This window comes from Aeromicrobium sp. 636 (genome assembly GCF_024433585.1).
Taxonomy (GTDB): domain Bacteria; phylum Actinomycetota; class Actinomycetes; order Propionibacteriales; family Nocardioidaceae; genus Aeromicrobium; species Aeromicrobium senzhongii.
In genome coordinates this window covers 607,275-630,397 of sequence record NZ_WNJU01000001.1, presented here as the reverse complement: position 1 = coordinate 630,397, position 23,123 = coordinate 607,275, and the positions used below count along the sequence as shown (strand labels likewise).

Here is a 23,123-nt window from a genome sequence, read left to right as displayed (position 1 = left end):
AGTTCATGCGGTGACTGCCGCTGACTTCATCCCCTTGGCCCTACTGGCCCTCGTCTTCTTCCTGCTCATCATCCGCCCCATGCGTGAGCGTCAGAAGCAGTTCACCGCCCTGCGGCAGATGCAGGACGCCCTCCAGCCCGGCGTTCGGGTCATGATCAGCAGCGGCATCCACGGCACCGTCCGCAGCTTGGACGACGACACCATCGGCCTCGAGATCGCCCCGGGCGTCGTCGTCACCGTCGCGCGCGCCGCGGTCGCCGAGGTCGCGCAGCCGAACGAGCCGACGGAGCCGACGGAGCCGACGGAATGACCGACTTCCAGCAGGTGGCATCGCGTCTGATCCGCGCGATCGAGGACTGGCCCGAGGACGGTGTCACGTTCCGCGACATCACCCCGCTGCTGGCCGATCCCGCAGGACTCGCCGCGACGGTGGAGGCCCTCGTGGACGCCGCTCGCGCCCTCGGCCCGATCGACGTCGTCGCGGGCGTCGAGGCGCGCGGCTTCCTGCTCGCGCCGTTGATCGCCGAAGCGCTCGGCACCGGCCTCGTGCCGGTCCGCAAGGCCGGCAAACTGCCGGCCGCGCGGCTCACCGAGGCATATGCGCTCGAGTACGCCGAGGCCGTCATCGAGATCCACGCCGACGCCGTGACCGAGGGTGCCCGGGTGCTCATCGTCGACGACGTCCTGGCCACCGGCGGCACCCTGGCCGCCGCCGTCCGGCTTTTCGAGCGCGCGGGGGCCGAGGTCGCCGGCGCGCTCGTCCTGATCGAGTTGCCCGCCCTGGGAGGCCGCGACGTGCTCGCCGGTGTTCCCCTGACCGCCCTGTTGGAGTACTGATGAGTCAGCGCACCGTCCGGATCGTCGCCATCATCGCCATCGCCGCGCTCCTGCTGGGCGTGCTGGCGACGGTGATCACCGGCGCCATGTGACGCCGCCTCCGTAGAATGGACTGAAGGAGGCATGCGTGGCTGACCGCACCGAGGGCGCGCCGATCAAGGCGACCGAGTCCAAGAATCCCGACTCGGCGCGCACGTCCGCGCGCGTGCGCAGCCGGCTCGCCCGTATCGGCGGCAAGTCCACCGGCGGAGGCAACCCGGTCCTCGACCCGCTGATCAAGATCTACCGCGACACCCATCCCAAGGGTGACGTCACGTCGATCCAGAAGGCCTACGAGGTCGCCGCGGCGATGCACGAGGGCCAGAAGCGCAAGAGCGGCGACCCGTACATCACGCACCCGCTCGCCGTGGCCACCATCCTCGCCGAGCTCGGCATGACGGCGCCCACGCTGTGCGCCGCGCTTCTGCACGACACGGTCGAGGACACCCCCTACACGATCGAGCAGCTGCGCAAGGACTTCGGCGACGAGGTCGTCCACCTGGTCGACGGCGTCACCAAGCTCGACAAGGTCAAGTACGGCGACTCGGCCCAGTCCGAGACCATCCGCAAGATGGTCGTCGCCATGGCGCGCGACATCCGCGTCCTGGTCATCAAGCTGGCCGACCGCCTGCACAACATGCGCACGCTGCGCTACCTGCGTCAGGACAAGCAGGAGCGCATCGCGCGCGAGACGATCGAGATCTTCGCCCCGCTGGCGCACCGGCTGGGCATGAACATGATCAAGTGGGAGCTCGAGGACCTCGCGTTCGCGACGCTGCACCCCAAGGTCTACGACGAGATCGTGCGACTCGTCGCCGAGCGCGCGCCGTCGCGTGAGGCGTTCCTCGAGCGCGTCATCCGCGACGTCAACTCCGACCTGGGTCACGCCAAGATCAAGGCCCGCGTCACCGGCCGGCCCAAGCACTACTTCTCGATCTACCAGAAGATGTTGGTCCGCGGCCGCGAGTTCTCGGACATCTTCGACCTCGTCGGCGTGCGCATCCTCGTCGAGGACGTCGCCGACTGCTACGCCGTGCTGGGCGTCCTGCACGCCCGCTGGAACCCGATCCCGGGCCGCTTCAAGGACTACATCAGTGTCCCGAAGTTCAACATGTACCAGTCGCTGCACACGACGGTGATCGGCCCGCAGGGCAAGCCCGTCGAGCTGCAGATCCGCACCTACGCGATGCACCGCCGCGCCGAGTTCGGTGTCGCCGCGCACTGGAAGTACAAGGCCGAGTCGCTGGCCGCCGTCGGCGGCAAGGCCGGCAAGGACGGCCCCAGCGGCAACGAGATGGTGTGGCTGCGCGAGCTCGTCGACTGGCAGTCCGAGACCGAGGACTCCACCGACTTCCTGGACTCCCTGCGCTTCGAGATGCAGAACGCGGGCGTCTACGCCTACACGCCGCGCGGCGACCTGATCCAGCTTCCGGCCGGGGCCACTCCGGTCGACTTCGCGTACGCCGTTCACACCGAGGTGGGGCACACGTGCGTCGGAGCCCGCGTCAACGGCCGGCTCGTGTCGCTGGAGTCCGAGCTGCAGAGCGGCGACGTCGTCGAGATCTTCACGTCCAAGTCGCCCACCGCCGGGCCGAGCCGTGACTGGCTCGACTTCGTCAAGAGCCCGCGGGCGCGCAACAAGATCCGCCAGTGGTTCACGAAGGAGCGCCGCGAGGAGGCCATCGACCACGGCAAGGACCTCATCGCCAAGCAGATGCGCAAGGAGGGTCTGCCGATGCATCGCCTGTTCCGGCAGGCGAACCTCGACACGGTGGCCAAGGAGATGGGCTACGCCGACGTCTCCACCCTGTTCGCGGCGGTCGGCGAGAGCAACGTCGGTGCCCAGAACGTCGTCGACCGGGTCATCGACCTGGCCGGCGGCCGCGAGGGAGCCGAGGAGGAGGCCGCCGAGGCCACCGCGATGCCCGTGCGCTCCAGCCGCCCGTCCTCGAGGATGCGCGGCGACGCCGGCGTCGAGGTCGTGGGCGTCTCGGGCGACATGCTGGTCAAGCTGGCGCGCTGCTGCACGCCGGTCCCGGGCGACGACATCCGCGGATTCGTCACGCGCGGCTCCGGCATCTCGGTGCACCGCACCGACTGCGCCAACTTCAAGGGCCTCGCGGCGCAGACCGAGCGCGTCGTGGACGTGCGTTGGGTCGCGAACACCAAGACGACGTTCCTCGTCGCGATGCAGGTCGAGGCCCTCGACCGGCCGCACCTGCTGTCCGACATCACCAAGGTGATCTCGGACCAGCACGTCAACATCTTGTCGGCGACGCTCAGCACCGGCCGCGACCGCGTGGCCAAGAGCCGCTTCACGTTCGAGATGGGCGACGCCAAGCACCTGGGATCGGTGCTCAAGGCCGTCAACAACGTGCCGGGCGTCTTCGACGCCTACCGCGTCACTCAGTAGCTCGCCGGACCAATCTCGCTACACGGTCTCGCTGCGCTCGCCCGCACTCGATCAGCGGAGCAGCGGCACAGGTGATCGAGTAGCAGGGCGAGGAACGAGCCCGCGTATCGGGATCAGCGGGGCGGGGCAGCGACGTCAGCTGAAGTCGGACGCGGTGCGCTTGGCGATGTCGAGGAAGGCCTGACGCGACTCGAGGTTCTCGCGCAGGTCCTTGATCTTCTTCTGGTCGCCGGCCGCCTCGGCCTTCGCCAGGTCGGCCTCGATCGCGGCGATGGCGTCCTCGAGCTTGGTGATCATGTCGTCCGCGCGGGCCGACTTCTCGGGGTCGGTGCGCTTCCACTCCTGGTCGCCGGCGTCGCGGATCGCCTTCTCGACGACGCGGATGCGGCCCTCGAGCTCCTTGATCTGGTCGCGCGGGACCTTGCCGGCGGCCTCCCAGCGGTCGGCGATGTCGTGCCAGGCACGACGAGCCGAGTCGAGGTCCTTGATCGGCAGCAGTGCCTCGGCCTCGACGAGGATCTCGCGCTTGGCGACCGCGTTCTCGGCGAACTCGGCCTCCTCGGCGGCGTTGGCGGCCTCGCGGGCCGAGAAGAAGACGTCCTGGGCGCTGCGGAAGCGCTTCCAGAGCTTGTCCTCGACGTTGCGGGGAGCCGAGCCGGCGGCCTTCCAGCGCTGCATGAGGTCGCGGTAGGCGCTCGAGGTCGCGCCCCACTCGGTGGAGTTCGAGAGGGCCTCGGCCTCCTCGATCAGCTTCTCCTTGATCTTCTGGGCCTTCTCGCGGCGCTCGCTCTGCTCGCCGAAGTGGGCCTTGCGCTTCTTCGTGTACGCGGTGCGCGCGGTCGAGAAGCGGTGCCACAGCTCGTCGTCGGCGGACTTGCTGAGGCGAGGGAGCGCCTTCCACTCGTCGAGGAGCGCACGCAGCCGGTCGGCGCCGTTGCGCCAGTCCTGGCCGGCGCCGATCTTCTCGGCCTCGTCGACGATGCGGGTCTTGGCCTCGGTGGCCTCGGCGGTGCGCTGCTCGCGCTCGGCCTTGCGCTTGGCACGCAGCTCACCGAGGGAGGGCTCGAGGGCGTCGAGGCGCGTCGACAGCGAGGCGAGGTCACCGACCGCCTGGGCGTCGACGAGCTGCTCGCGGATCGTCGCGATCGCCTTCGTGGCGTCGTCGGGCGACACCGTGCCGGCCTCGATGCGCTTCTCCAGCAGGTTCACCTCGGTCTCGAGGTTCTCGAACCGTCGCGTGTAGAACGCGAGCGCCTCGTCGGCGTCTCCGCCGGTCACCCATTGTCCGATCAGCCGCTCGCCGTCACCCTCCTTGACGTAGACGTTTCCATCTGCGTCCACACGGCCCCAGTCGCTCATGGCGGTCAGTCTAGGAGGTTCGCGGCACGGTGGCGTCCTCGCGTACCCTGACAGGCGTGCTTCTCACCGCCTTCCCCGCCGGACCACTGCAGGCGAACTGCTATTTCGTCGCCTCGGGACCGGGCCAACCGTGCGCCATCGTCGACCCGGGCCAGCAGTCCGCCGAGGGGGTGCGCGCGGTCGTCGCCGAGCATGAACTGCGACCCGCCGCCGTCCTCGTGACGCACGGACACTTCGACCACATGTGGGACGCCAAGCAGGTCGCCGACGAGTTCGGCTGCCCGCTGTGGATCCACCCGACCGACCGCCACCTGCTCGCCGACCCGATGGCCGCGATCTCGAACGAGTCCGCCGCGATGCTGCGCGAGCAGATCGGCGACATCGACCCGTCGCAGTTCGGCGAGCCGGCCGACGTCCGCGACGCCGTCGACGGCGCCACGATCGAGGTGGGCGACCTGACGATCACCGTCGACCACTGCCCGGGACACACGCCGGGCACCGTCGCGTACCGCGTCGACTACACCGGCCCCGAGCCCGTCTCGCAGATCATGTTCTCGGGCGACTTCCTGTTCTTCGGCTCCATCGGCCGCACCGACCTGGTCGGTGGCGACCACGCCGAGATGCTGCGCAGCCTGCAGAGCAAGATCCTCACGCTGCCCGACGACGTCGTGGTGCTGCCCGGCCACGGCCAGCAGTCGTCGATCGGTCGCGAGAAGCAGACCAACCCCTTCCTGCTGGAGCTGATGGCATGAGCAAGCTGTCCGGCTTTCCCGAGTTCCTCCCCGCCGAGCGCAACGTCGAGCGCGCCGTGCTCGACCACCTGAGCCGCGTCTTCGAGCTGCACGGCTTCGCCAACATCGAGACCCGCGCGGTCGAGCCCCTCGAGACGCTGCTGCGCAAGGGCGAGATCGACAAGGAGGTCTACGCCGTCCGGCGCCTGCACGCCGACGAGTCCGAGGCCTCCGAGCTGGCGCTGCACTTCGACCTCACGGTGCCGTTCGCGCGCTACGTCGTCGAGAACGCCGGTCACCTGCAGTTCCCGTTCCGCCGCTACCAGATCCAGAAGGTCTGGCGCGGCGAGCGCCCGCAGGCCGGCCGCTTCCGCGAGTTCACCCAGGCCGACATCGACATCGTCGGCGACGGCACGCTGCCGTTCCACTTCGACGTCGAGGTCGCCCGCGTCATGGCCGAGGCGTTGGCGGGTCTGCCGATCCCCGGCCTGTCGATGACGCTGCAGGTCAGCAACCGCAAGGTGCTCGAGGGCTTCTACCTCGGCCTGGGCATCGAGCAGCCGACCGCCGTCATGCAGGTCATCGACAAGCTCGACAAGCTGACGGGCGACAAGATCGCCGACCTGCTGGGCGACCTGGGACTGTCCGAGGACCAGGCGAACCGCTGCCTGGGACTGGCCGAGATCATCACGACCGACACGTCGTTCGTCCAGCGTGTCCGCGACCTGGGTGTCGAGCACCCGATGCTGGACGAGGGACTGGCCGAGCTGGAGGCCGTCATCGCGGGGTGTGCCACTGTCGAGGGTGTGACCGTCACCGCCGACCTGCGCATCGCGCGCGGACTGGACTACTACACCGGCACGGTCTTCGAGACCCGGGTGGCGGAGTTCCCGGCCCTGGGCTCGATCTGCTCGGGCGGCCGCTACGACCAGCTCGCCAGCGACGGCAAGCGCACCTACCCCGGTGTCGGCCTGTCGATCGGCGTCTCGCGCCTGCTGTCGACCCTCACGACCAGCGGCATCACCGCCAGCCGGTCGGTGCCGTCGGTGGTCCTGGTGGCCGTCAACGACGAGGCGTCCCGCCCCGAGAGCGACGCGATCGCCCAGCAGCTGCGGGCCCGCGGCATCGCCTGCGAGGTCGCCCCCAACGCCCAGAAGTTCGGCAAGCAGATCCGCTTCGCCGAGCGCCGCGGCATCCCCTTCGTCTGGTTCGTCAACGATGACGGACACCAGGCCAAGGACATCCGCACCGGTGAGCAGGTGTCGGCCGATCCCGACGCCTGGACACCCCCCGAGACCGACCTGCGACCGCAGGTGACCCACAAGGAGACGACAGCGTGATCCGCACCCATGACGCCGGGACCCTGACCGCCGCGAACATCGGCGAGAGCGTCACGCTCGCCGGCTGGGTCGCGCGCCGCCGCGACCACGGTGGAGTCGCCTTCATCGACCTGCGCGAGGCCAGCGGCGTTGCCCAGGTCGTCGTCCGCGAGGACGTCGCCCACCAGCTGCGCAACGAGTTCTGCATCAAGGTCACCGGCACGGTCCAGCGCCGTCCCGAGGGCAACGAGAACCCCGCGATCCCCACGGGCGAGATCGAGGTCATCGCCGACGACGTCGAGATCCTCTCGAGGTCCGAGCCGCTGCCGTTCCCGATCGACGAGCACGTGGAGGTGGGGGAGGAGGCGCGTCTCAAGCACCGCTACCTCGACCTGCGCCGCCCCGCCCCGGCCCACGCGATGCGGCTGCGCTCGAAGGTCAACGCCACGGCGCGCCGGGTGCTGGAGGGTCACGACTTCGTCGAGGTCGAGACGCCCACGCTGACCCGCTCCACGCCCGAGGGCGCCCGCGACTTCCTCGTGCCGGCGCGTCTGCGTCCCGGCTCCTGGTACGCGCTGCCGCAGAGCCCGCAGCTGTTCAAGCAGCTGCTCATGGTCGGCGGCCTCGAGCGGTACTACCAGATCGCGCGCTGCTACCGCGACGAGGACTTCCGCGCCGATCGCCAGCCCGAGTTCACCCAGCTCGACATCGAGATGAGCTTCGTCGATCCCGACGACGTCATGGCGCTGGCCGAGGAGATCTACGTCGCGCTGTGGAAGCTGATCGACGTCGATCTGCCCACGCCGTTCCCGCGCATCACCTACGCGGACGCGATGAGCAAGTACGGCTCGGACAAGCCCGACCTGCGCTTCGACCTCGAGCTGGTCGAGCTGACCGACTACTTCAAGGACACGCCCTTCCGCGTGTTCCAGGCCCCCTACGTCGGCGCGGTCGTGCACCCCGGTGGCGCCTCGCAGGCCCGCCGCACGCTCGACGGCTGGCAGGAGTGGGCCAAGCAGCGCGGTGCCCGTGGCCTGGCCTACGTGCTGGTCCAGGAGGACGGCTCGCTGACCGGACCGGTCGCCAAGAACCTGTCCGACGCCGAGCGTGAGGGTCTCGTCGAGGCCGTCGGCGCGAAGCCCGGCGACGCCGTCTACTTCTCGGCCGGCCCGGTCAAGAGCTCGCGTCAGCTGCTCGGCGCCGCGCGCATCGAGATCGCCAAGCGCGAGAACCTCATCGACGAGTCGAAGTGGGCCTTCTGCTTCGTCGTCGACTGGCCGATGTTCGAGTCCGTCAGCGAGCTCGACTCCGGTGACGTCGCCGTCGGCGGCGGCGAGTGGACCGCCGTGCACCACGCGTTCACGGCGCCCCAGGATCCCGCGACCCTCGCGACGCCGGGCGAGTCCCTGGCCCAGGCCTACGACATCGTCTGCAACGGCAACGAGGTCGGCGGCGGCTCGATCCGTATCCACCGCGAGGACGTCCAGAAGCGCGTCTTCGAGATCATGGGCATCGGCAATGAGGAGGCCCAGGAGAAGTTCGGCTTCCTGCTCGAGGCGTTCAAGTACGGCGCCCCGCCGCACGGCGGCATCGCGTTCGGCTGGGACCGCACGGTCGCCCTGTTGGCCGGCGCCGACTCGATCCGCGAGGTCATCGCGTTCCCGAAGTCCGGCGGCGGCTACGACCCGCTGACCGCGGCTCCGGCGCCGATCACACCCGAGCAGCGCGCCGAGGCCGGCGTCGACGCCACCCCGGACGAGGACGAGGACGAGAACCAGGCATGAGCACCTGGCTGCCTCCGGAGGAGGACCCGCGCCCTCAGGGCAAGCCGGTCGGTGAGCTGGCCACGTACGCCGAGTACCTGGCCTACCACCGGCTGACCTTGCAGCTGAAGTGCGACGGGCTCTCCCCGGAGCAGCTGGCGCAGCGCAGCGTGCCGCCCAGCACGCTGTCGCTGCTCGGTCTCGTGCGCCACCTCGCGTACGTCGAGCACCACTGGTTCGTCCGGGTCGCCCAGCAGTCCGACGAGGAGCCGCTGTTCCTCGAGGCGGACGACCGCGATGCCGACTTCACCGGCGCCGTCGGAACGCAGGAGTGCGTCGACGAGGCGTTCGGGGCGTTGCGCCTGCAGATCGCCCGAGCCGAGGAGTGGTTCGAGGTCCTCGACGAGACCGACCTCGATCGCGGGGTGCCTCATCACGGCAGCACCATCGCGATCCGCGAGCTGTTGGTGCACATGATCGAGGAGTACGCCCGCCACAACGGTCACGCCGACCTGCTGCGCGAGTGCATCGACGGTCGCACCGGGGACTAGGCGACCTCCTCGATCGCCGCGCCCACCGCGGCCGGATCGATCAACTGGTGCAGGTGACCGCCGTCCAGGGTCATCGTGGGCCAGCCCGCCTCCCGGGCGAACCGGCGTTCCGCGGCGTAGGTGTCGCCGAAGGCGAGGTAGGCGGCTGGGCGCTCGGACCACCCGGGAGGGACCGGCACCGTGCTGGTGAAGTACGACAGGGGCAGCCGCTGCTGCTCGGCCGCCACGGTCTCGAACGTGCGCCGGTCGGGGAACAGATCGGCGATGTTCGGCCACCAGTCCGTCCACGGGGGCAGGTGCCCGTCAGGCCCGACGAGATCGCGCAGGAGGTCCAGGACGGGCTCCGGGGCCAGCGACGTCCTGGGCCCGACGCCGAGAGGCAGGGCGGCATCGACGTAGATGGTGCGCTCCACGTCGAGCACGGTGCTGAGCCGCGGTGCATGCAGGCCCGCGTTGCTGTGGGGGACGAGGGTGACCGGGCCGCCCGCGGCCGACCTGACGATCGCGTCGCGCACCCGTTCGGGCGTCCTCGACTGCGTGCCGAAGTCCACCACCGAGGCCGCGTGACCCCGGTCGTGCAGCCAGGACTGCACGGGCCGCCAGGTGGCCGGGCCGAGCAGGGGACTGGGCACGAGGAGGAACATGCTCATCGCGGCCCATTCTCCCTGACGGACGCCAGTAGGCTCGTACAGTGACCGACGGACTCTTTGACCTACCGGAGACGACCGGAGGTCCCCGGCGCGACTCGAGCGGGTCCCTCGCAGGGAACGTCCACTCCAGCGCACCCCTCGCGGTGCGGATGCGGCCGCAGTCGCTCGACGAGCTGGTGGGGCAGCAGCACCTGCTGGCGCCGGGCTCGCCGTTGCGCCGGATGATCGAGGGCAACGCCCCGCTGACCGTGCTGCTGTGGGGCCCGCCCGGCACCGGCAAGACGACGCTCGCGAGCCTGATCAGCCACCAGACCGACCGGCGCTTCGTCGAGGTGTCGGCGGTCAGCGCGGGCGTCAAGGAGGTCCGTGAGGTCATCGCGGGCGCGCGCCAGGCGCTGTCGCGCGGCAAGGAGACGGTGCTCTTCGTCGATGAGGTCCACCGCTTCAGCAAGGCCCAGCAGGACGCACTGCTGCCCGGCGTCGAGAACCGGTGGGTCAGCCTCGTCGCGGCGACCACCGAGAACCCGCACTTCAGCGTGATCTCGCCGCTGCTGAGCCGCTCGCTGCTGCTCACGCTCCAGCCCCTGACCGACGACGACATCGCCGTCCTGCTCGACCGGGCCATGACCGACGAGCGGGGGTTCGGCGGAAAACTCACGATCGCCGACGACGCGCGAGACCACCTCGTGCGGCTCGCCGGTGGCGACGGCCGCCGGGGTCTGACCTACCTCGAGGCGGCCGCCGGAGCCGCCACCGATCAGGGCCACCCCGAGATCACCCTCGACGACGCGGCACTGGCCGTCGACAAGGCCGCCGTGCGGTACGACCGGCAGGGCGACCAGCACTACGACGTCACCAGCGCGTTCATCAAGTCGATCCGCGGCTCCGACGTCGACGCGGCGCTGCACTACTTGGCGCGAATGATCGAGGCGGGGGAGGACCCGCGCTTCATCGCCCGCCGGCTGATGATCCACGCCAGCGAGGACATCGGCATGGCCGACCCGACGGCGCTGCCGATGGCCACGGCCACGGCGCAGGCGGTCGCGATGATCGGCTTCCCCGAGGCGCGCATCCCCCTCGCGCAGGCGGTCATCCACCTCGCGACGGCGCCGAAGTCGAACGCCGTCATCCGCGCGATCGACGCCGCGATGGCCGACGTCCGTGCCGGCAAGGTCGGCGCGGTGCCGCCGGCGCTGCGCGACGCCCATTACGCCGGGGCCAAGAAGCTGGGCCACGGTCACGACTACGTGTACCCCCATGACGACACCCGGGGCGTGGTGCCGCAGCAGTACGCGCCCGACGACGTCGACGGCTCGGACTACTACGAGCCGGGACCGCACGGGGCCGAAGGGGCGATCGCCGAGCGACTCGCCCGAATCCGCGCAATCGTCCGGGACCGGTAACCTCGTTCCCATGTCCGTGCAGTGGGTGATCCTCGTCGTCACGGCCGTGCTGGCCGTCGTCGCGGTCGTCGCTGCCGTCGTCACCGTGCGCGCCCTGCGCCAGATCAAGGCCGTGAATCGCGAGGCCCGCGAGGACCGAGCCGCCCTGGTCGTGACCGAGCCGGCTCCCGTGCCGGAGCCGGTGGCGCAGATCGAGGAGGCGCCGTCGGCCGAGGTCGTCCGGGTCGTCGAGGGCCGCGTGATCGTCCAGCCGACCCAGGACCAGGTCGTCGCGGCCACCATGACCCGGCCCGCCGTGCGGCTCAACATCGTGGCCGCCGGGCTGGCGCACGCGCTGCGCCCCGAGAGCCGTGACCGGATCCTGGGGCTCATGCGTCGTGAGTACCGGGCCCGCAAACGAGCGCGTCAACGTGCCGCGCGCGCGGCCGCCCGCGCCACCAACGGTCCGCCGCCCGCCGGCGGACGAGACTGGGTGGGCTCATGAGCGCCCGCGTCGTCTGGTTCGTCGCCGGTGCCGCCGCCGGTGTCTACTCCAGCGTCAAGGCCCGACGTGCCGCCTACCGCTTGTCGATGCCCGGTCTGATCGACCAGGCCGCGGCGCTCGGCTCGGGGGTGCGTGCCTTCCGGGCCGAGATGAACGAGGGCATGAACTCCAAGGAACACCAGCTGCGCACGCACCTGCTGGCCTCCGATCCCGAACTCCGGCTCGCCCTGCCCGAGCCCACCGAAACCTCTGAACCGAAGGAACTTCCCTGATGGAGACCGCTGAGATCCGGCGCCGATTCCTGTCCCACTTCGAGAACGCCGGCCACACGGTCGTGCCCTCGGCCCCGCTGCTGTTCGACGACCCGAACCTGCTGTTCGTCAACGCCGGCATGGTCCCGTTCAAGCCGTACTTCCTCGGCCAGGAGACGCCCCCGTTCGACCGTGCCACGAGCGTGCAGAAGTGCGTGCGCACCCTCGACATCGAGGAGGTCGGCAAGACCACCCGCCACGGCACGTTCTTCCAGATGAACGGCAACTTCAGCTTCGGTGACTACTTCAAGGAAGGTGCGATCCGGCACGCCTGGGAGCTCATCACCAACTCGGTCGACGACGGCGGCCTGGGCTTCGACCCCGACAAGATCTGGGTCACGGTCCTGCACACCGACACCGAGTCGCGCGAGCTGTGGAAGAAGGTCGCCGGGCTGCCCGACGAGCGCATCCAGAACCGCGGCCTGCTGGACAACTACTGGCACATGGGCGTCGAGGGACCGGGCGGCCCCTGCTCGGAGATCTACGTCGACCGCGGCCCGCAGTACGGCCCCGACGGCGGACCCGAGGCCGACGAGGACCGGTTCCTGGAGATCTGGAACCTGGTCTTCATGCAGGAGGAGATCACCAACGTCACCGCGAAGGACAAGTTCGACGTGGTGGGACCCCTGCCGCAGCAGAACATCGACACGGGCATGGGCCTCGAGCGCGTCGCGTACCTCCTGCAGGGCAAGGAGAACATGTACGAGATCGACGAGGTCTACCCCGTGATCGCCAAGGCCGCCGAGCTCAGCGGCCGGGCCTACGGGGCCGACCACGACGACGACGTGCGCTTCCGTGTCATCGCCGACCACGTCCGCAGCAGCCTGATGCTGATCGGCGACGGCGTCACGCCGGGCAACGAGTCGCGCGGCTACGTGCTGCGCCGCCTGCTGCGCCGCGCGGTCCGCTCGATGCGCCTGCTGGGCTACGACGACCCCGCGTTGCCCGAGCTGCTGCCGGTCAGCCTCGATCGCATGAAGGCGTCGTACCCCGAGCTGGAGACCGACTTCGCCCGAATCAGCCAGATCGCCTACGCCGAGGAGGAGGCGTTCCGCCAGACCCTGGGCAAGGGCACGCAGATCTTCGACGTCGCTGCGGGCGAGACCAAGAAGTCCGGCGGCACGGTGCTCAGCGGCGACCAGGCGTTCGCGCTGCACGACACCTACGGCTTCCCGATCGACCTGACGCTGGAGATGGCGCAGGAGCAGGGCCTGTCGGTCGACCAGGAGGGCTTCCGGGCGCTCATGGCCGAGCAGCGGGCCCGCGCCAAGGCCGACGCGAAGGCCAAGAAGGGCGTCCACGCCGACACGACGATCTACCGCCAGACGATCGACGCCTTCGGGCCGACGGACTGGCTGGCCTACACGAACCTCATCACCGAGTCCAAGGTGCTGGCGCTGCTGTCCGGCGGCGCGCAGGTCCCCGTCCTGTCCGAGGGACAGGTCGGCGAGGTCGTCCTGGACCGCACGGGCTTCTACGCCGAGTCCGGCGGCCAGAACGCCGACGCCGGCATGCTGCGCTGGGACGGCGGCCAGGCCGAGGTCCTCGACGTCCAGCGGCCCATCCGCGGCCTGGTCGTCCACCAGGTCCGGGTCCAGTCCGGCGAGCTGACCACGGGCGCCGACCTGTCCGCCGAGGTCGACCACGACTGGCGCCTCGGTGCCCGTCAGGCGCACTCGGGCACGCACGTCGTGCACGCGGCGCTGCGCGAGGTGCTCGGCCCGACGGCGCTGCAGTCCGGCTCGTACAACCGTCCGGGCTACCTGCGCCTCGACTTCGGCTGGGGCGGCGCGCTCGATCCCGAGCAGCTGCACCAGGTCGAGCACGTCTCGAACCGGGCGCTGCGCGAGGACCTGCAGGTCTCGCAGCACTGGATGAGCCTGCCCGAGGCCAAGGAGTTCGGTGCCCTGGCGCTGTTCGGCGAGACCTACGGCGAGCAGGTGCGCGTCATCGAGATCGGCGGCCCCTGGTCGCGCGAGCTGTGCGGCGGCACCCACGTCGAGCGCTCGAGCCAGATCGGCACCGTCGTCCTGACGTCCGACACGTCCGTCGGCGCCGGCCACCGCCGCGTCGAGGCGTTCGTCGGCATCGAGGGCTTCGAGTACCTCGCCCGTGAGCGCGACCTGGTCTCGCAGCTGACCGAGATGCTCAAGGCCAAGCCCGACGACGTGCCCGCGAAGGTCAACGACCTCGTCTCGCGCCTGAAGGCGACCGAGAAGGAGCTCGAGAAGATCAAGAGCGCTCAGTTGCAGGGTGCGGCCGGCGACATCGCCGCGGCCGCGGTGGACGTCGACGGTGTCGCGTTCGTCGGTCACCGTGCCGAGGGCGTCGGCGGCGGTGACGTGCGTCAGCTCGCACTCGACATCCGTGGTCGCCTGCAGGACCGCCCCGCGGTCGTCGTGGTCGTCGGCACCGCCGGTGACAAGCCGTCGGCCGTCGTGGCCCTCAACCCGCAGGCGGTCGACCGTGGCCTCTCGGCGCAGCAGCTGATCACGGTCGTGGGCCAGCACATCGGCGGACGCGGCGGCGGCAAGGCCGACGTCGCCCAGGGCGGCGGCACGGACCTCGGTGGCATCGAGCCCGCGTTCGGCGCGGTCCGGGAGGCCCTGCGCGGATGACCTGGCGCCGAGGACGCCGGCTCGGCGTCGACGTGGGGGATGCCCGGATCGGGGTCGCGTCGTGCGACCCCGACGGGATGATCGCCACGCCGGTCGAGACGGTGCCCGCCGGACCGCAGTCGATCGCTCGTCTCGTGGCCCTGGCGCAGGAGTACGAGGTGCTCGAGGTCGTCGTCGGCCTGCCGCTCGGGATGTCGGGTCGCGAAGGTCCTGCCGCCGTCAAGGTGAGGGCGTTCGCCGACACCCTCGCGGCGGCGGTCCATGCAGCGATGCCGGGCGTTTCGGTACGGTTGGTCGATGAACGTCTCTCGACCGTGGCGGGCCAGGCCCAGCTGCACGCGAGCGGACGGACGACGAAGTCGTCTCGTGCGGTCATCGATCAGGCGGCTGCCGTGGTGATTCTGCAGTCGGCGATCGACGCCGAGAAGACGCGGGGGACCGCCTCCGGCGAGGTGGTCGCCGTGACTGAAGGGAACGACGGATGAGTGGTGGCGACGGCGGTCTGACGATGCTGACCGGACCGGAGGAGCCCCGGCCCTCCCGACCCGGTTCGCGGCGCAAGGCCGAGCCGCCCGCGAAGAAGAAGTCGGGCCTGAAGAACATCATCGCGCTCATCGCGGTGGCCGCGATCCTCGTCGGCGGCTACGTCGTCGTCACGAAGGTCATGGATCGCATGGGCGGCGCCGACGACTACTCCGGCTCGGGCACGGGCACCGTCGAGGTGACCATCCCCTCGGGAGCCAGCGGCATCGACATCGCCCGGATCCTGGCCAAGGACGACGTGGTCAAGTCCTCCGAGGCGTTCTACCAACTCAGTCTCAGCGACAGCCGCGCCCAGCAGGTCCAGCCGGGGACCTACCGGCTCCGCAAGCAGATGTCGGCCGAGGCCGCGCTGACCGTGCTGGTCGACCCCTCCGCCCGCATCCAGGCCAAGTTCACGGTCCCCGAGGGCGCCCGGGTCGGGCAGATCGTCGAGATCATCTCCAAGAACACCGAGCTGAAGGCCGAGGACCTCGAGGCCGCGCTCGACGATCCCGCCACGATCGGCCTGCCGGACTACGCGAACGGCAACCCCGAGGGCTACCTGTACCCCGAGACGTACTTCGTCGAGCCCGGTGATGATGCCAAGGCCGTGCTGTCGCGCATGGTCAAGCAGACGCTGAAGGTGGCCAAGGACCTCGACATCGGCTCGCGCGCCCCCGCGCTGGGCCTGTCGGGCGAGGAGGTCCTCACGGTCGCCAGCATCCTGGAGTACGAGGGTCAGAAGGACGAGGACTACGCCAAGATCGCGCGGGTCCTCTACAACCGCATCGAGCAGGGCATGCCGCTGCAGCTGGACTCGACGGTCTCGTACGTCAGCGAGCGCAAGGGCGATGTCTGGACGACGGCCGAGGAGCGCGCCAACCCGTCGCTCTACAACACCTACCAGCACGCGGGCCTGCCCCCGGGACCGATCGGCTCGCCCGGCGAGGCCTCGATCCAGGCGGCGCTCAACCCCGCCCAGGGTCCGTGGCTGTACTTCTTCGCCACGAAGGACGGCTCGGTCATCTACAACGAGGACTTCGGCAAGCACACGCGTGACTGTCAGGCAGAGTACGGCGCCGGTTCGTGCGGTGGCTGAGGTGAGGTGCGCCGTCGTCGGCTCGCCCATCGCCCATTCGCTGTCGCCGGCGATGCACCGGGCGGCCTACCGGCTGCTCGGCCTGGACTGGAGCTACGGCGCGTTCGACGTGCAGGCGGGCGAGCTCACCGAGTTCGTCTCCGAGCATCGTGAGGGATGGCGGGGCTACTCGGTCACGGCCCCGCTCAAGCGCGAGGCGGCCGCACTCGCCGCTCGGCGCGACCGGGAGGTCGAGGCCCTCGGGGTGGCCAACACGCTCGTCGCGATCGACGGTGGCTGGTCCGCGGTCAACACCGATGTCCCCGGCGCGGTCAACGCCCTGCGCGACGTCGGCGTGGAGTCGCTCTCGACGGTGCGCATCCTCGGCGCCGGCGCGACCGCGGCGTCCATGGCCCTGGCCGCCTTGCGGCTCGGCGCACGCGAGGTCGAGTTGCGCGTACGCGACCAGGCGCGGGCGGCTCGCACGGCCGCGGCGATCGAGCAGCTGGGGCTGGCCGTGTCGGTCGTCCCGTTCCACGTCGACGTGACCGAGTCCGTCGACCTGCTGGTCTCGACGGTGCCCGGCGCGGCGATCGCGGGGCACGAGCACACCTTCGTGGGCACGGCGGACGCGGTGTTCGACGTCGTCTACGACCCGTGGCCCACCGGGCTGATGGCGTCGGCGCAGTCCGAGGGCCGGCCGCTCGTGAGCGGCCTCGACCTGCTGGCCCACCAGGCTGTGCTGCAGATCGAGCTCATGACCGGCGAGGCGGTCCAACCGGACGTCTTGGTGACAGCGGCCATGGAGGCGCTCGCCAGCCGTTAGGGTGCACCTCGTGCCCGTCATGACGATCGTCGCCATCGTGCTCGCCGGTCTGCTGGGCGGGGTCTCTCCGCGCCTGCTGGCCCGCCTGCCGGAGCCGACCGCCGAGCCCGAGCCGGACATGCCCGAGAAGATCGCGTACGCGGTCCTGGGCTCCACCCCGAGGTTGGGCCTGTGGCTCGCGTTGGCCGCGGCCCTGCTCGCCGCGATCGCCGCCGCCACGATCACCGAGCCGAAGTTGCTGCCGGTGTGGATCCCGATCGCTGCGGCCACGCCCGTCCTGGCGTGGGTCGACTGGAAGGTGCACCTGCTGCCGTACCTGATCGTCGCGCCGCTGTACGTCGTGACCTGGCTGCTCGTCGGCGTCAGCGCGCTGGTGATGCGGGACGCCTCGGTGCTGCTGCACGCGCTGCTGGGCAACCTCGCCGTGTTCGGCTTCTACTTCGTCATGGGCCTCATCGGGCCGATGGGCTACGGCGACGTGCGGCTCTCCGCCGTGGTCGGCACGGCGCTGGGCCCGCTGGGCGTCATGGCCACGTTCTACGGGGTGTTCTTCGGCATGGTGATCGGTGCGGTGGTGGGCCTGGTGCTCGTCCGTGGCCGGCTCGGCACGAAGACGCCGATCGCGTTCGGTCCCTACCTGCTGCTCGGTGCGTTCGCCGCACTCTGGGTCTGACAGATGGGGGCGGGGCGGGTCTGAGACAATCGCCGCATGCTTCGTTGGTTGACCGCCGGAGAGTCACACGGCCCCGCCCTTGTCGCCACCCTCGATGGCCTGCCGGCCGGGGTCGAGGTGACCAGCAAGGAGATCCAGGCCGCCCTGGCGCGCCGTCGCCTCGGCTACGGCCGCGGCGCCCGCATGGCGTTCGAGGCCGATGAGCTCGAGATCATCGGCGGCATCCGCCACGGCCGCACGCTCGGCAGCCCCATCGCGATGCGCATCGGCAACAGCGAGTGGCCCAAGTGGGAGCAGGTCATGGCGGCCGATCCCGTCGACCCCGAGACGCTCGCCGGTCTCAAGCGCAACGCGCCGCTGACCCGTCCGCGACCCGGTCACGCCGATCTCGCCGGCATGCAGAAGTTCGACTTCGACGAGGCCCGGCCGATCCTCGAGCGCGCCAGCGCCCGCGAGACCGCCGCCCGCGTCGCCCTGGGCGAGATCGCGGCGCAGTTCATCGCCCAGACGACGGGCGCCACGATCGTCAGCCACGTCGTCGAGCTGGGCACCGTCAAGGCCCCCGCCGGTCTGCTGCCGCGCCACCGCGACGTCGAGCGTCTCGACGCCGACCCGCTGCGCTGCTTCGATCCCGAGACGTCGACCGCGATGGTGGCCGAGGTCGACGCCGCGCACAAGGACGGCGACACGCTCGGCGGCGTCGTCGAGGTCATCGTCGAGGGCCTCCCGCCGGGTCTGGGCTCGCACACGCAGTGGGACCGTCGCCTCGACAGCCGCCTGGCCGCCGCGTTGATGGGCATCCAGGCCATCAAGGGAGTCGAGCTCGGCGACGGCTTCGAGCTGGCGCGCACCCGCGGCTCGCTGGCGCACGACGAGATCGTCCCCACGCCCGACGGCATCCGGCGCGTCTCGGGCCGCGCCGGCGGCACCGAGGGCGGCATGACCACCGGCGAGCTGCTGCGCGTCCGCGCGGCGATGAAGCCGATCGCCACGGTCCCGCGCGCGCTGCGCACGATCGACGTCCAGACCGGCGAGGAGACCCGGGCGCACCACCAGCGCTCCGACGTCTGCGCCGTCCCCGCCGCCGGCATCGTGGCCGAGGCGATGGTCGCGCTCGTCGTGGCCGACGCCCTGCTGGAGAAGTTCGGCGGCGACTCGGTCGGCGAGACCGCGCGCAACGTCCGCACCTACCTCGAGAACCTGAGCTACCGGTGACCACGAGCCGTCCCGTCGTCGTGGTCGTCGGCCCACCCGGGGCCGGCAAGACCACGGTCGCCGAGCTGCTGGCCGAGCGGCTCGGGGTCGAGGTCCGCGACACCGACCAGGACGTCGAGGCCGCCGAGGGCGAGAGCGTCCAGGACATCTTCGTCGGCCGTGGCGAGCCGGTCTTCCGCGAGTTGGAGGCGGCCGCCGTCGCCGAGGCGCTGCGCTCCCACGCGGGCGTGCTGGCGCTGGGCGGCGGCGCCGTGATGGACGACGGCACCCGCGCGCTGCTGGCCGACCACACGGTCGCGCACCTCGACGTCGGCCTGGCCCGCGCGGCCGCCCGCGTCGGCATGAACTCGGGTCGCCCGCTGCTGCTGGGCAACGTGCGGGGCCAGCTCAAGGCGCTCATGGACGCCCGCCGTCCGCTGTACAACGAGGTCGCGACGTTCACCGTCGACACGAACGACCTCACGCCCGACGAGGTCGTCGACCGCGTCCTGGCCGAGTTGGGCCGATGACGCGCCGCGTCGCCGTCCGGACGGCCGAGCCGTACGAGGTCGTCGTCGGCCACCACGTCCTGGCCGAGCTCGGGACGCTCGTCCCCGACGACGCGCTGCGCGTCGCGATCATCCACGCCGCACCGGTCCGTGGCGTCGCCGAGGGCCTCGCCCTGCACCTGCCCGGTCGCGAGGTGTTGCTGATCGAGGCTCCCGACGGCGAGCAGGCCAAGACGGTCGAGTTCCTCGCCCACTGCTGGGACCAGCTGGGGATGCACGGCTTCACCCGCTCCGATCTGGTGATCGGCGTCGGGGGAGGGGCCACGACCGACCTCGCCGGGTTCGTCGCCGCCAGCTGGCTGCGCGGCGTCCGTTTCGTCACCGTGCCCACCACCGTGCTGGGCATGGTCGACGCCGCCGTCGGGGGCAAGACGGGGATCAACATCGCCGCCGGCAAGAACCTGGTGGGCGCCTTCCACGAGCCGATCGGCGTGCTGTGCGATCTCAGCACCCTGGTGGACCTGCCGGTCCGCGAGCTGCGCGGAGGACTGGCCGAGGTCGTCAAGTGCGGCTTCATCGCCGACCCCACGATCCTGACCGACGTCGAGGCCGCCCCCGAGCGTGCGCTCGACCCGACCGACGACCTGCTCGCCGATCTGGTCACGCGGGGCATCGCGGTCAAGGCCCGCACCGTGGCCGGCGACCTGCGCGAGACGGGCGCCGACGGGTCCATCGGCCGCGAGGCGCTCAACTACGGCCACACCCTCGGGCACGCGATCGAGCGACACGAGAAGTACACGCTCCGCCACGGAGAGGCGATCAGCATCGGCATGGTGTTCGTCGCCGAGCTGGCGCACCGCAGCGGCATGATCGACGACGCGCTGCTGGCGCGTCATCGTGCCACGCTGGAGCTCGTGGGTCTGCCGACGAGCTACGACGGAGCGACGTTCGAGGAGCTGCTCAGCGGCATGCGGCTGGACAAGAAGACCCGCGGCGACCAGCTGCGCTTCGTGGTGCTCGAAGGGCTCGCCGGCCCGACGATCCTGGCCGGGCCCGACGAGTCGGTCCTGCGCGACTGCTGGGACGCCGTCCGTGGCTGACGACTCCCGCCTCGCGCGACTGCGAGGGCTGGTGGCCGAGAGCGGTCACGGCGCGATGTTCGTGTCGGACCTGGTGAACCTGCGGTACCTGACCGGCTTCACCGGATCGAACGGCGCGCTGCTGGTCCCGACCGAGCACGATCCGGTCTTCCTGACCGACGGGCGCTACCGCGACCAGGCGGCCGCCGAGCTCGGCGCCGCGGGTCTGGGCGACGTCGAGATCGTCGTCACCCGCGACCTCATCGGCGTCGCAGCAGGACGTGCGCCGGCCGACCTCGTGGCCGAGACGCACCTGATCGACGTCGACTCGTGGGAGAAGCTGGGCCGCCCCGAGGCCTCGGGACGGCTCGTCGAGCGGCTGCGCGAGATCAAGGACGACTCCGAGATCGCCGCGCTGCGCCGGGCCTGCGAGATCTCGTGCTCCGCTCTGGAGGCGCTGCTGATCGGACCGCTGGCCGGGCGTACCGAGCGCGAGGTGGCCCGAGACCTGGAATGGCGGATGCTCGAGCTGGGCGCCGAGGACCGGGCGTTCGACACGATCCTGGCCTCCGGCGAGAACTCGGCGATCCCGCACCACCAGCCCACCGACCGCCAGCTGCGCGCCGGCGACCTGGTCAAGATCGACTTCGGTGCCCGGGTCGACGGCTATCACGCCGACTGCACCCGCACGGTGGTCATCGGCCCTGCCGCCGACTGGCAGCGCGAGATCCACGCCGCCGTGCGCGAGTCGCAGGCGGCAGGCCTCGACCGGCTCCGTCCCGGCGTCCCGGTGGCCGAGTCCAACACCGCCGCGCGCGGCTCCCTCGAGCGCGCGGGCTGGCTGGACGCCTTCACGACGGGCCTCGGACACGGCGTCGGACTGCAGATCCACGAGGACCCGTTCATCGCCGCGGCGCACCCCGGTAGACTTGCCAGCCGCACCGTCCTGACGATGGAACCGGGGATCTATCTTCCGGGTCGAGGGGGCGTGCGCATCGAGGACACGGTCCTCGTCACCGACCCCGATCATGGCGGTGAGCCGGATGTGCTCACCGACATGACCACCGAACTTCTGGAGATCGACTGATGGCAACCACGAACGACCTCAAGAACGGCATGGTGCTCAAGATCGACGGACGGCTGCTCGCCGTCATCGAGTTCCAGCACGTCAAGCCCGGCAAGGGCCCGGCCTTCGTCCGGACCAAGCTCAAGGACGTCGAGTCCGGCAAGACGCTGGACCGTACCTTCAACGCCGGCACCAAGGTCGAGACGGCCAGCGTCGACAAGCGCGACATGCAGTACCTGTACAACGACGGCACGAACTACGTCTTCATGGACACCGCGACGTTCGACCAGATCGAGGTCACGCCCGAGATCATGGGCTCCACCGTCGACTACCTGCTCGAGAACCAGGACGCCGTCGTCGCCACGAACGAGGGCCGCGTCCTCTACGTCGAGCTGCCCGCCTCGGTCGAGCTCGTCATCGAGCACACCGACCCGGGCCTGCAGGGCGACCGCTCCAGCGGCGGCACCAAGCCCGCGCGTCTCGAGACGGGCAAGGAGATCCAGGTCCCGCTGTTCATCGACTCCGGCGAGAAGATCAAGGTCGACACCCGCGACGGCAGCTACCTCGGTCGTGTGAAGGCCTGATGGGAGCACGCACCAAGTACCGCAAGCGGGCCTTGGACATCCTCTTCGAGTCCGAGTCCCGCGGTCTGTCGGCCGACGGCACCCTGGCCGACCGGCTGGAGGTCAACGACCCGCCGGTCAACCCTTACACGGTCTCGCTCGTCGAGGGCGTGGCCGCGCACATCGGCGAGATCGACGCCCTGCTGGCGGAGTACTCCGTCGGCTGGACGCTCGATCGCATGCCGGCCGTCGACCGCAACCTGCTGCGGATCGCGGTGTACGAGATCAAGTACCTCGACGACGTGCCCGACGCGGTGGCGATCAGTGAGGCCGTCGAGCTGGCGAAGGAGCTGTCCACGGACGAGTCGCCGCGCTTCGTGAACGGACTGCTGTCGAAGGTCTCCCAGGTCAAGACGAAGCCGGTGCCGCCGTCGGAGCCCTCGGAGCCGACGGAGCCGACGGAGCCGACGGAGCCGACGGAGTAGCGTTCACCGCTTTGGCGAACCAGATGGTGCGGTGCGACCAGTCGCCCGACGGCGAGCGGTCGCCCGAGCAGGCCAGGATGGCCAGCCGGCGCGGCCCGTCGTCGTTCTCGTAGCCGCTGTCGCGGCTGTCGGCGCGGACCTCGAACCGGCGCTCGACGCTGTAGCACTGGACCTGGCCCTCGCCGCGAACCTGCAGGATCGTGCCGTTGGACAGCTGGTCGAACAAGAGGTTGCCCAGCGCCGATCCGTCGGGGTAGGTGTGCGCGTTCACCAGGACGTGTCCCTGCTTCGAGCCCGGCAGTGGGCTCGGTGCGACGTCCCAGCCGAACTCCCACTTCCCCGACTGTGTCAGCGGCGGCACCCCGGGCACGTTCTGGGCGTCGCGCTGCAGGGCCAGGACGGAGTACTCCTTGCCCTCGACCGAGATCGTCTCGGGCACGAACGCACGATCGGCGCCGCCGAGGCACGGATCCGGCTCGGGAGTCGTCGGCGGCCGCGACGGGAACGTCGGCAGGGTGGGCTGGGGTCCGGCCTCGAAGTCGTCGGAACGTTGGAGCGCGGCGACACCCACGGCCGCCGCAGCCACCGCGACGAGCGCGGCGGCGAGGGTCAGTGCGAGCCGTCGGCGTGTCTTCGGAGCCACCCGATCA

The 23,123-nt window shown here is 70.6% G+C and carries 24 protein-coding genes; 21 read left to right on the top strand and 3 right to left on the bottom strand.

Annotated features, from left to right (window positions below; all coding sequences use genetic code 11):
- Positions 1-10 precede the first annotated feature (10 nt).
- The 3 genes from yajC to GL325_RS03055 all read left to right on the top strand — a co-directional run bounded on the left by yajC (position 11) and on the right by GL325_RS03055 (position 3,289).
- Positions 11-310, top strand: a complete 300-nt coding sequence (gene yajC, locus GL325_RS03065; RefSeq protein WP_187768571.1) for a preprotein translocase subunit YajC — start codon at positions 11-13, stop codon at positions 308-310.
- Positions 307-837, top strand: coding sequence for an adenine phosphoribosyltransferase (locus GL325_RS03060; RefSeq protein WP_154595162.1), 531 nt, complete (start codon positions 307-309; stop codon positions 835-837). The genes yajC and GL325_RS03060 overlap by 4 nt, the downstream gene beginning before the upstream one ends.
- Positions 838-964: 127 nt before the next feature.
- Positions 965-3,289, top strand: a complete 2,325-nt coding sequence (locus GL325_RS03055) for a bifunctional (p)ppGpp synthetase/guanosine-3',5'-bis(diphosphate) 3'-pyrophosphohydrolase (RefSeq protein ID WP_255955456.1) — start codon at positions 965-967, stop codon at positions 3,287-3,289.
- Positions 3,290-3,424: 135 nt separating this feature from the next.
- Here the strand turns inward: GL325_RS03055 and GL325_RS03050 are convergent, their stop codons facing one another.
- Positions 3,425-4,648 carry a DUF349 domain-containing protein gene (locus GL325_RS03050; protein ID WP_154595160.1) on the bottom strand — a complete coding sequence of 408 codons (1,224 nt, stop codon included), beginning with the start codon at positions 4,646-4,648 and terminating at the stop codon, positions 3,425-3,427.
- Positions 4,649-4,704: 56 nt separating this feature from the next.
- Between GL325_RS03050 and GL325_RS03045 the strand changes: the two genes are divergently transcribed.
- From GL325_RS03045 to GL325_RS03030, 4 genes are read left to right on the top strand one after another with little or no spacing between them, the layout of a single operon-like run.
- Positions 4,705-5,400: an MBL fold metallo-hydrolase gene (locus GL325_RS03045; RefSeq protein WP_187768570.1), complete on the top strand. Its 696-nt coding sequence runs from the start codon at positions 4,705-4,707 to the stop codon at positions 5,398-5,400.
- Complete coding sequence (hisS, locus tag GL325_RS03040; protein ID WP_187768569.1) at positions 5,397-6,719, top strand: histidine--tRNA ligase; 1,323 nt, start codon at positions 5,397-5,399, stop codon at positions 6,717-6,719. Before GL325_RS03045 ends, hisS begins: the two co-directional genes overlap by 4 nt.
- Entirely contained in the window at positions 6,716-8,482 is a 1,767-nt protein-coding gene (aspS, locus tag GL325_RS03035) for an aspartate--tRNA ligase (protein WP_187768568.1), read from the top strand. Before hisS ends, aspS begins: the two co-directional genes overlap by 4 nt.
- Positions 8,479-9,012, top strand: a complete 534-nt coding sequence (locus GL325_RS03030) for a DinB family protein (protein ID WP_187768567.1) — start codon at positions 8,479-8,481, stop codon at positions 9,010-9,012. The genes aspS and GL325_RS03030 overlap by 4 nt, the downstream gene beginning before the upstream one ends.
- Here GL325_RS03030 and GL325_RS03025 read toward each other — a convergent pair.
- Positions 9,009-9,662: a hypothetical protein gene (locus tag GL325_RS03025; RefSeq protein ID WP_187768566.1), complete on the bottom strand. Its 654-nt coding sequence runs from the start codon at positions 9,660-9,662 to the stop codon at positions 9,009-9,011. The two genes, GL325_RS03030 and GL325_RS03025, sit on opposite strands and share 4 nt — an antisense overlap.
- Positions 9,663-9,703: 41 nt before the next feature.
- Between GL325_RS03025 and GL325_RS03020 the strand changes: the two genes are divergently transcribed.
- From GL325_RS03020 to nusB, 14 genes are read left to right on the top strand one after another with little or no spacing between them, the layout of a single operon-like run.
- Positions 9,704-11,065, top strand: a complete 1,362-nt coding sequence (locus tag GL325_RS03020) for a replication-associated recombination protein A (protein WP_255955453.1) — start codon at positions 9,704-9,706, stop codon at positions 11,063-11,065.
- Positions 11,066-11,075: 10 nt separating this feature from the next.
- Positions 11,076-11,549 (top strand): hypothetical protein, encoded by a 474-nt coding sequence (locus tag GL325_RS03015; protein WP_187768565.1) that lies wholly within the window; start codon positions 11,076-11,078, stop codon positions 11,547-11,549.
- Positions 11,546-11,821 (top strand): DUF6167 family protein, encoded by a 276-nt coding sequence (locus GL325_RS03010; protein ID WP_187768564.1) that lies wholly within the window; start codon positions 11,546-11,548, stop codon positions 11,819-11,821. The genes GL325_RS03015 and GL325_RS03010 overlap by 4 nt, the downstream gene beginning before the upstream one ends.
- Positions 11,821-14,478 carry an alanine--tRNA ligase gene (gene alaS, locus GL325_RS03005; protein ID WP_154595153.1) on the top strand — a complete coding sequence of 886 codons (2,658 nt, stop codon included), beginning with the start codon at positions 11,821-11,823 and terminating at the stop codon, positions 14,476-14,478. The genes GL325_RS03010 and alaS overlap by 1 nt, the downstream gene beginning before the upstream one ends.
- A complete protein-coding gene (gene ruvX, locus GL325_RS03000) occupies positions 14,475-14,963 on the top strand; it encodes a Holliday junction resolvase RuvX (RefSeq protein ID WP_154595152.1) in 489 nt (162 codons plus the stop codon). The genes alaS and ruvX overlap by 4 nt, the downstream gene beginning before the upstream one ends.
- Positions 14,960-16,099: an endolytic transglycosylase MltG gene (gene mltG, locus GL325_RS02995; protein WP_187768563.1), complete on the top strand. Its 1,140-nt coding sequence runs from the start codon at positions 14,960-14,962 to the stop codon at positions 16,097-16,099. The genes ruvX and mltG overlap by 4 nt, the downstream gene beginning before the upstream one ends.
- Positions 16,092-16,904: a shikimate dehydrogenase gene (locus GL325_RS02990; protein ID WP_154595150.1), complete on the top strand. Its 813-nt coding sequence runs from the start codon at positions 16,092-16,094 to the stop codon at positions 16,902-16,904. The genes mltG and GL325_RS02990 overlap by 8 nt, the downstream gene beginning before the upstream one ends.
- Positions 16,905-16,923: 19 nt before the next feature.
- Positions 16,924-17,577 carry an A24 family peptidase gene (locus tag GL325_RS02985; protein WP_255499386.1) on the top strand — a complete coding sequence of 218 codons (654 nt, stop codon included), beginning with the start codon at positions 16,924-16,926 and terminating at the stop codon, positions 17,575-17,577.
- 36 nt (positions 17,578-17,613) lie between these two features.
- Positions 17,614-18,792 (top strand): chorismate synthase, encoded by a 1,179-nt coding sequence (gene aroC, locus GL325_RS02980; RefSeq protein WP_187768561.1) that lies wholly within the window; start codon positions 17,614-17,616, stop codon positions 18,790-18,792.
- Positions 18,789-19,301, top strand: coding sequence for a shikimate kinase (locus GL325_RS02975; RefSeq protein WP_187768560.1), 513 nt, complete (start codon positions 18,789-18,791; stop codon positions 19,299-19,301). The genes aroC and GL325_RS02975 overlap by 4 nt, the downstream gene beginning before the upstream one ends.
- The gene (gene aroB, locus GL325_RS02970; protein WP_187768559.1) at positions 19,298-20,380 is read left to right on the top strand and encodes a 3-dehydroquinate synthase; all 1,083 of its coding nucleotides are present in this window, start codon (positions 19,298-19,300) and stop codon (positions 20,378-20,380) included. Before GL325_RS02975 ends, aroB begins: the two co-directional genes overlap by 4 nt.
- Positions 20,373-21,446 (top strand): Xaa-Pro peptidase family protein, encoded by a 1,074-nt coding sequence (locus GL325_RS02965; RefSeq protein WP_187411883.1) that lies wholly within the window; start codon positions 20,373-20,375, stop codon positions 21,444-21,446. Before aroB ends, GL325_RS02965 begins: the two co-directional genes overlap by 8 nt.
- Entirely contained in the window at positions 21,446-22,009 is a 564-nt protein-coding gene (gene efp, locus GL325_RS02960; protein ID WP_154595146.1) for an elongation factor P, read from the top strand. The genes GL325_RS02965 and efp overlap by 1 nt, the downstream gene beginning before the upstream one ends.
- Positions 22,009-22,473, top strand: a complete 465-nt coding sequence (nusB, locus tag GL325_RS02955; RefSeq protein ID WP_187768558.1) for a transcription antitermination factor NusB — start codon at positions 22,009-22,011, stop codon at positions 22,471-22,473. The genes efp and nusB overlap by 1 nt, the downstream gene beginning before the upstream one ends.
- Here the strand turns inward: nusB and GL325_RS02950 are convergent.
- Positions 22,397-23,116, bottom strand: coding sequence for a class F sortase (locus GL325_RS02950; protein ID WP_187768557.1), 720 nt, complete (start codon positions 23,114-23,116; stop codon positions 22,397-22,399). The genes nusB and GL325_RS02950 overlap by 77 nt on opposite strands.
- Positions 23,117-23,123: the final 7 nt, after the last annotated feature.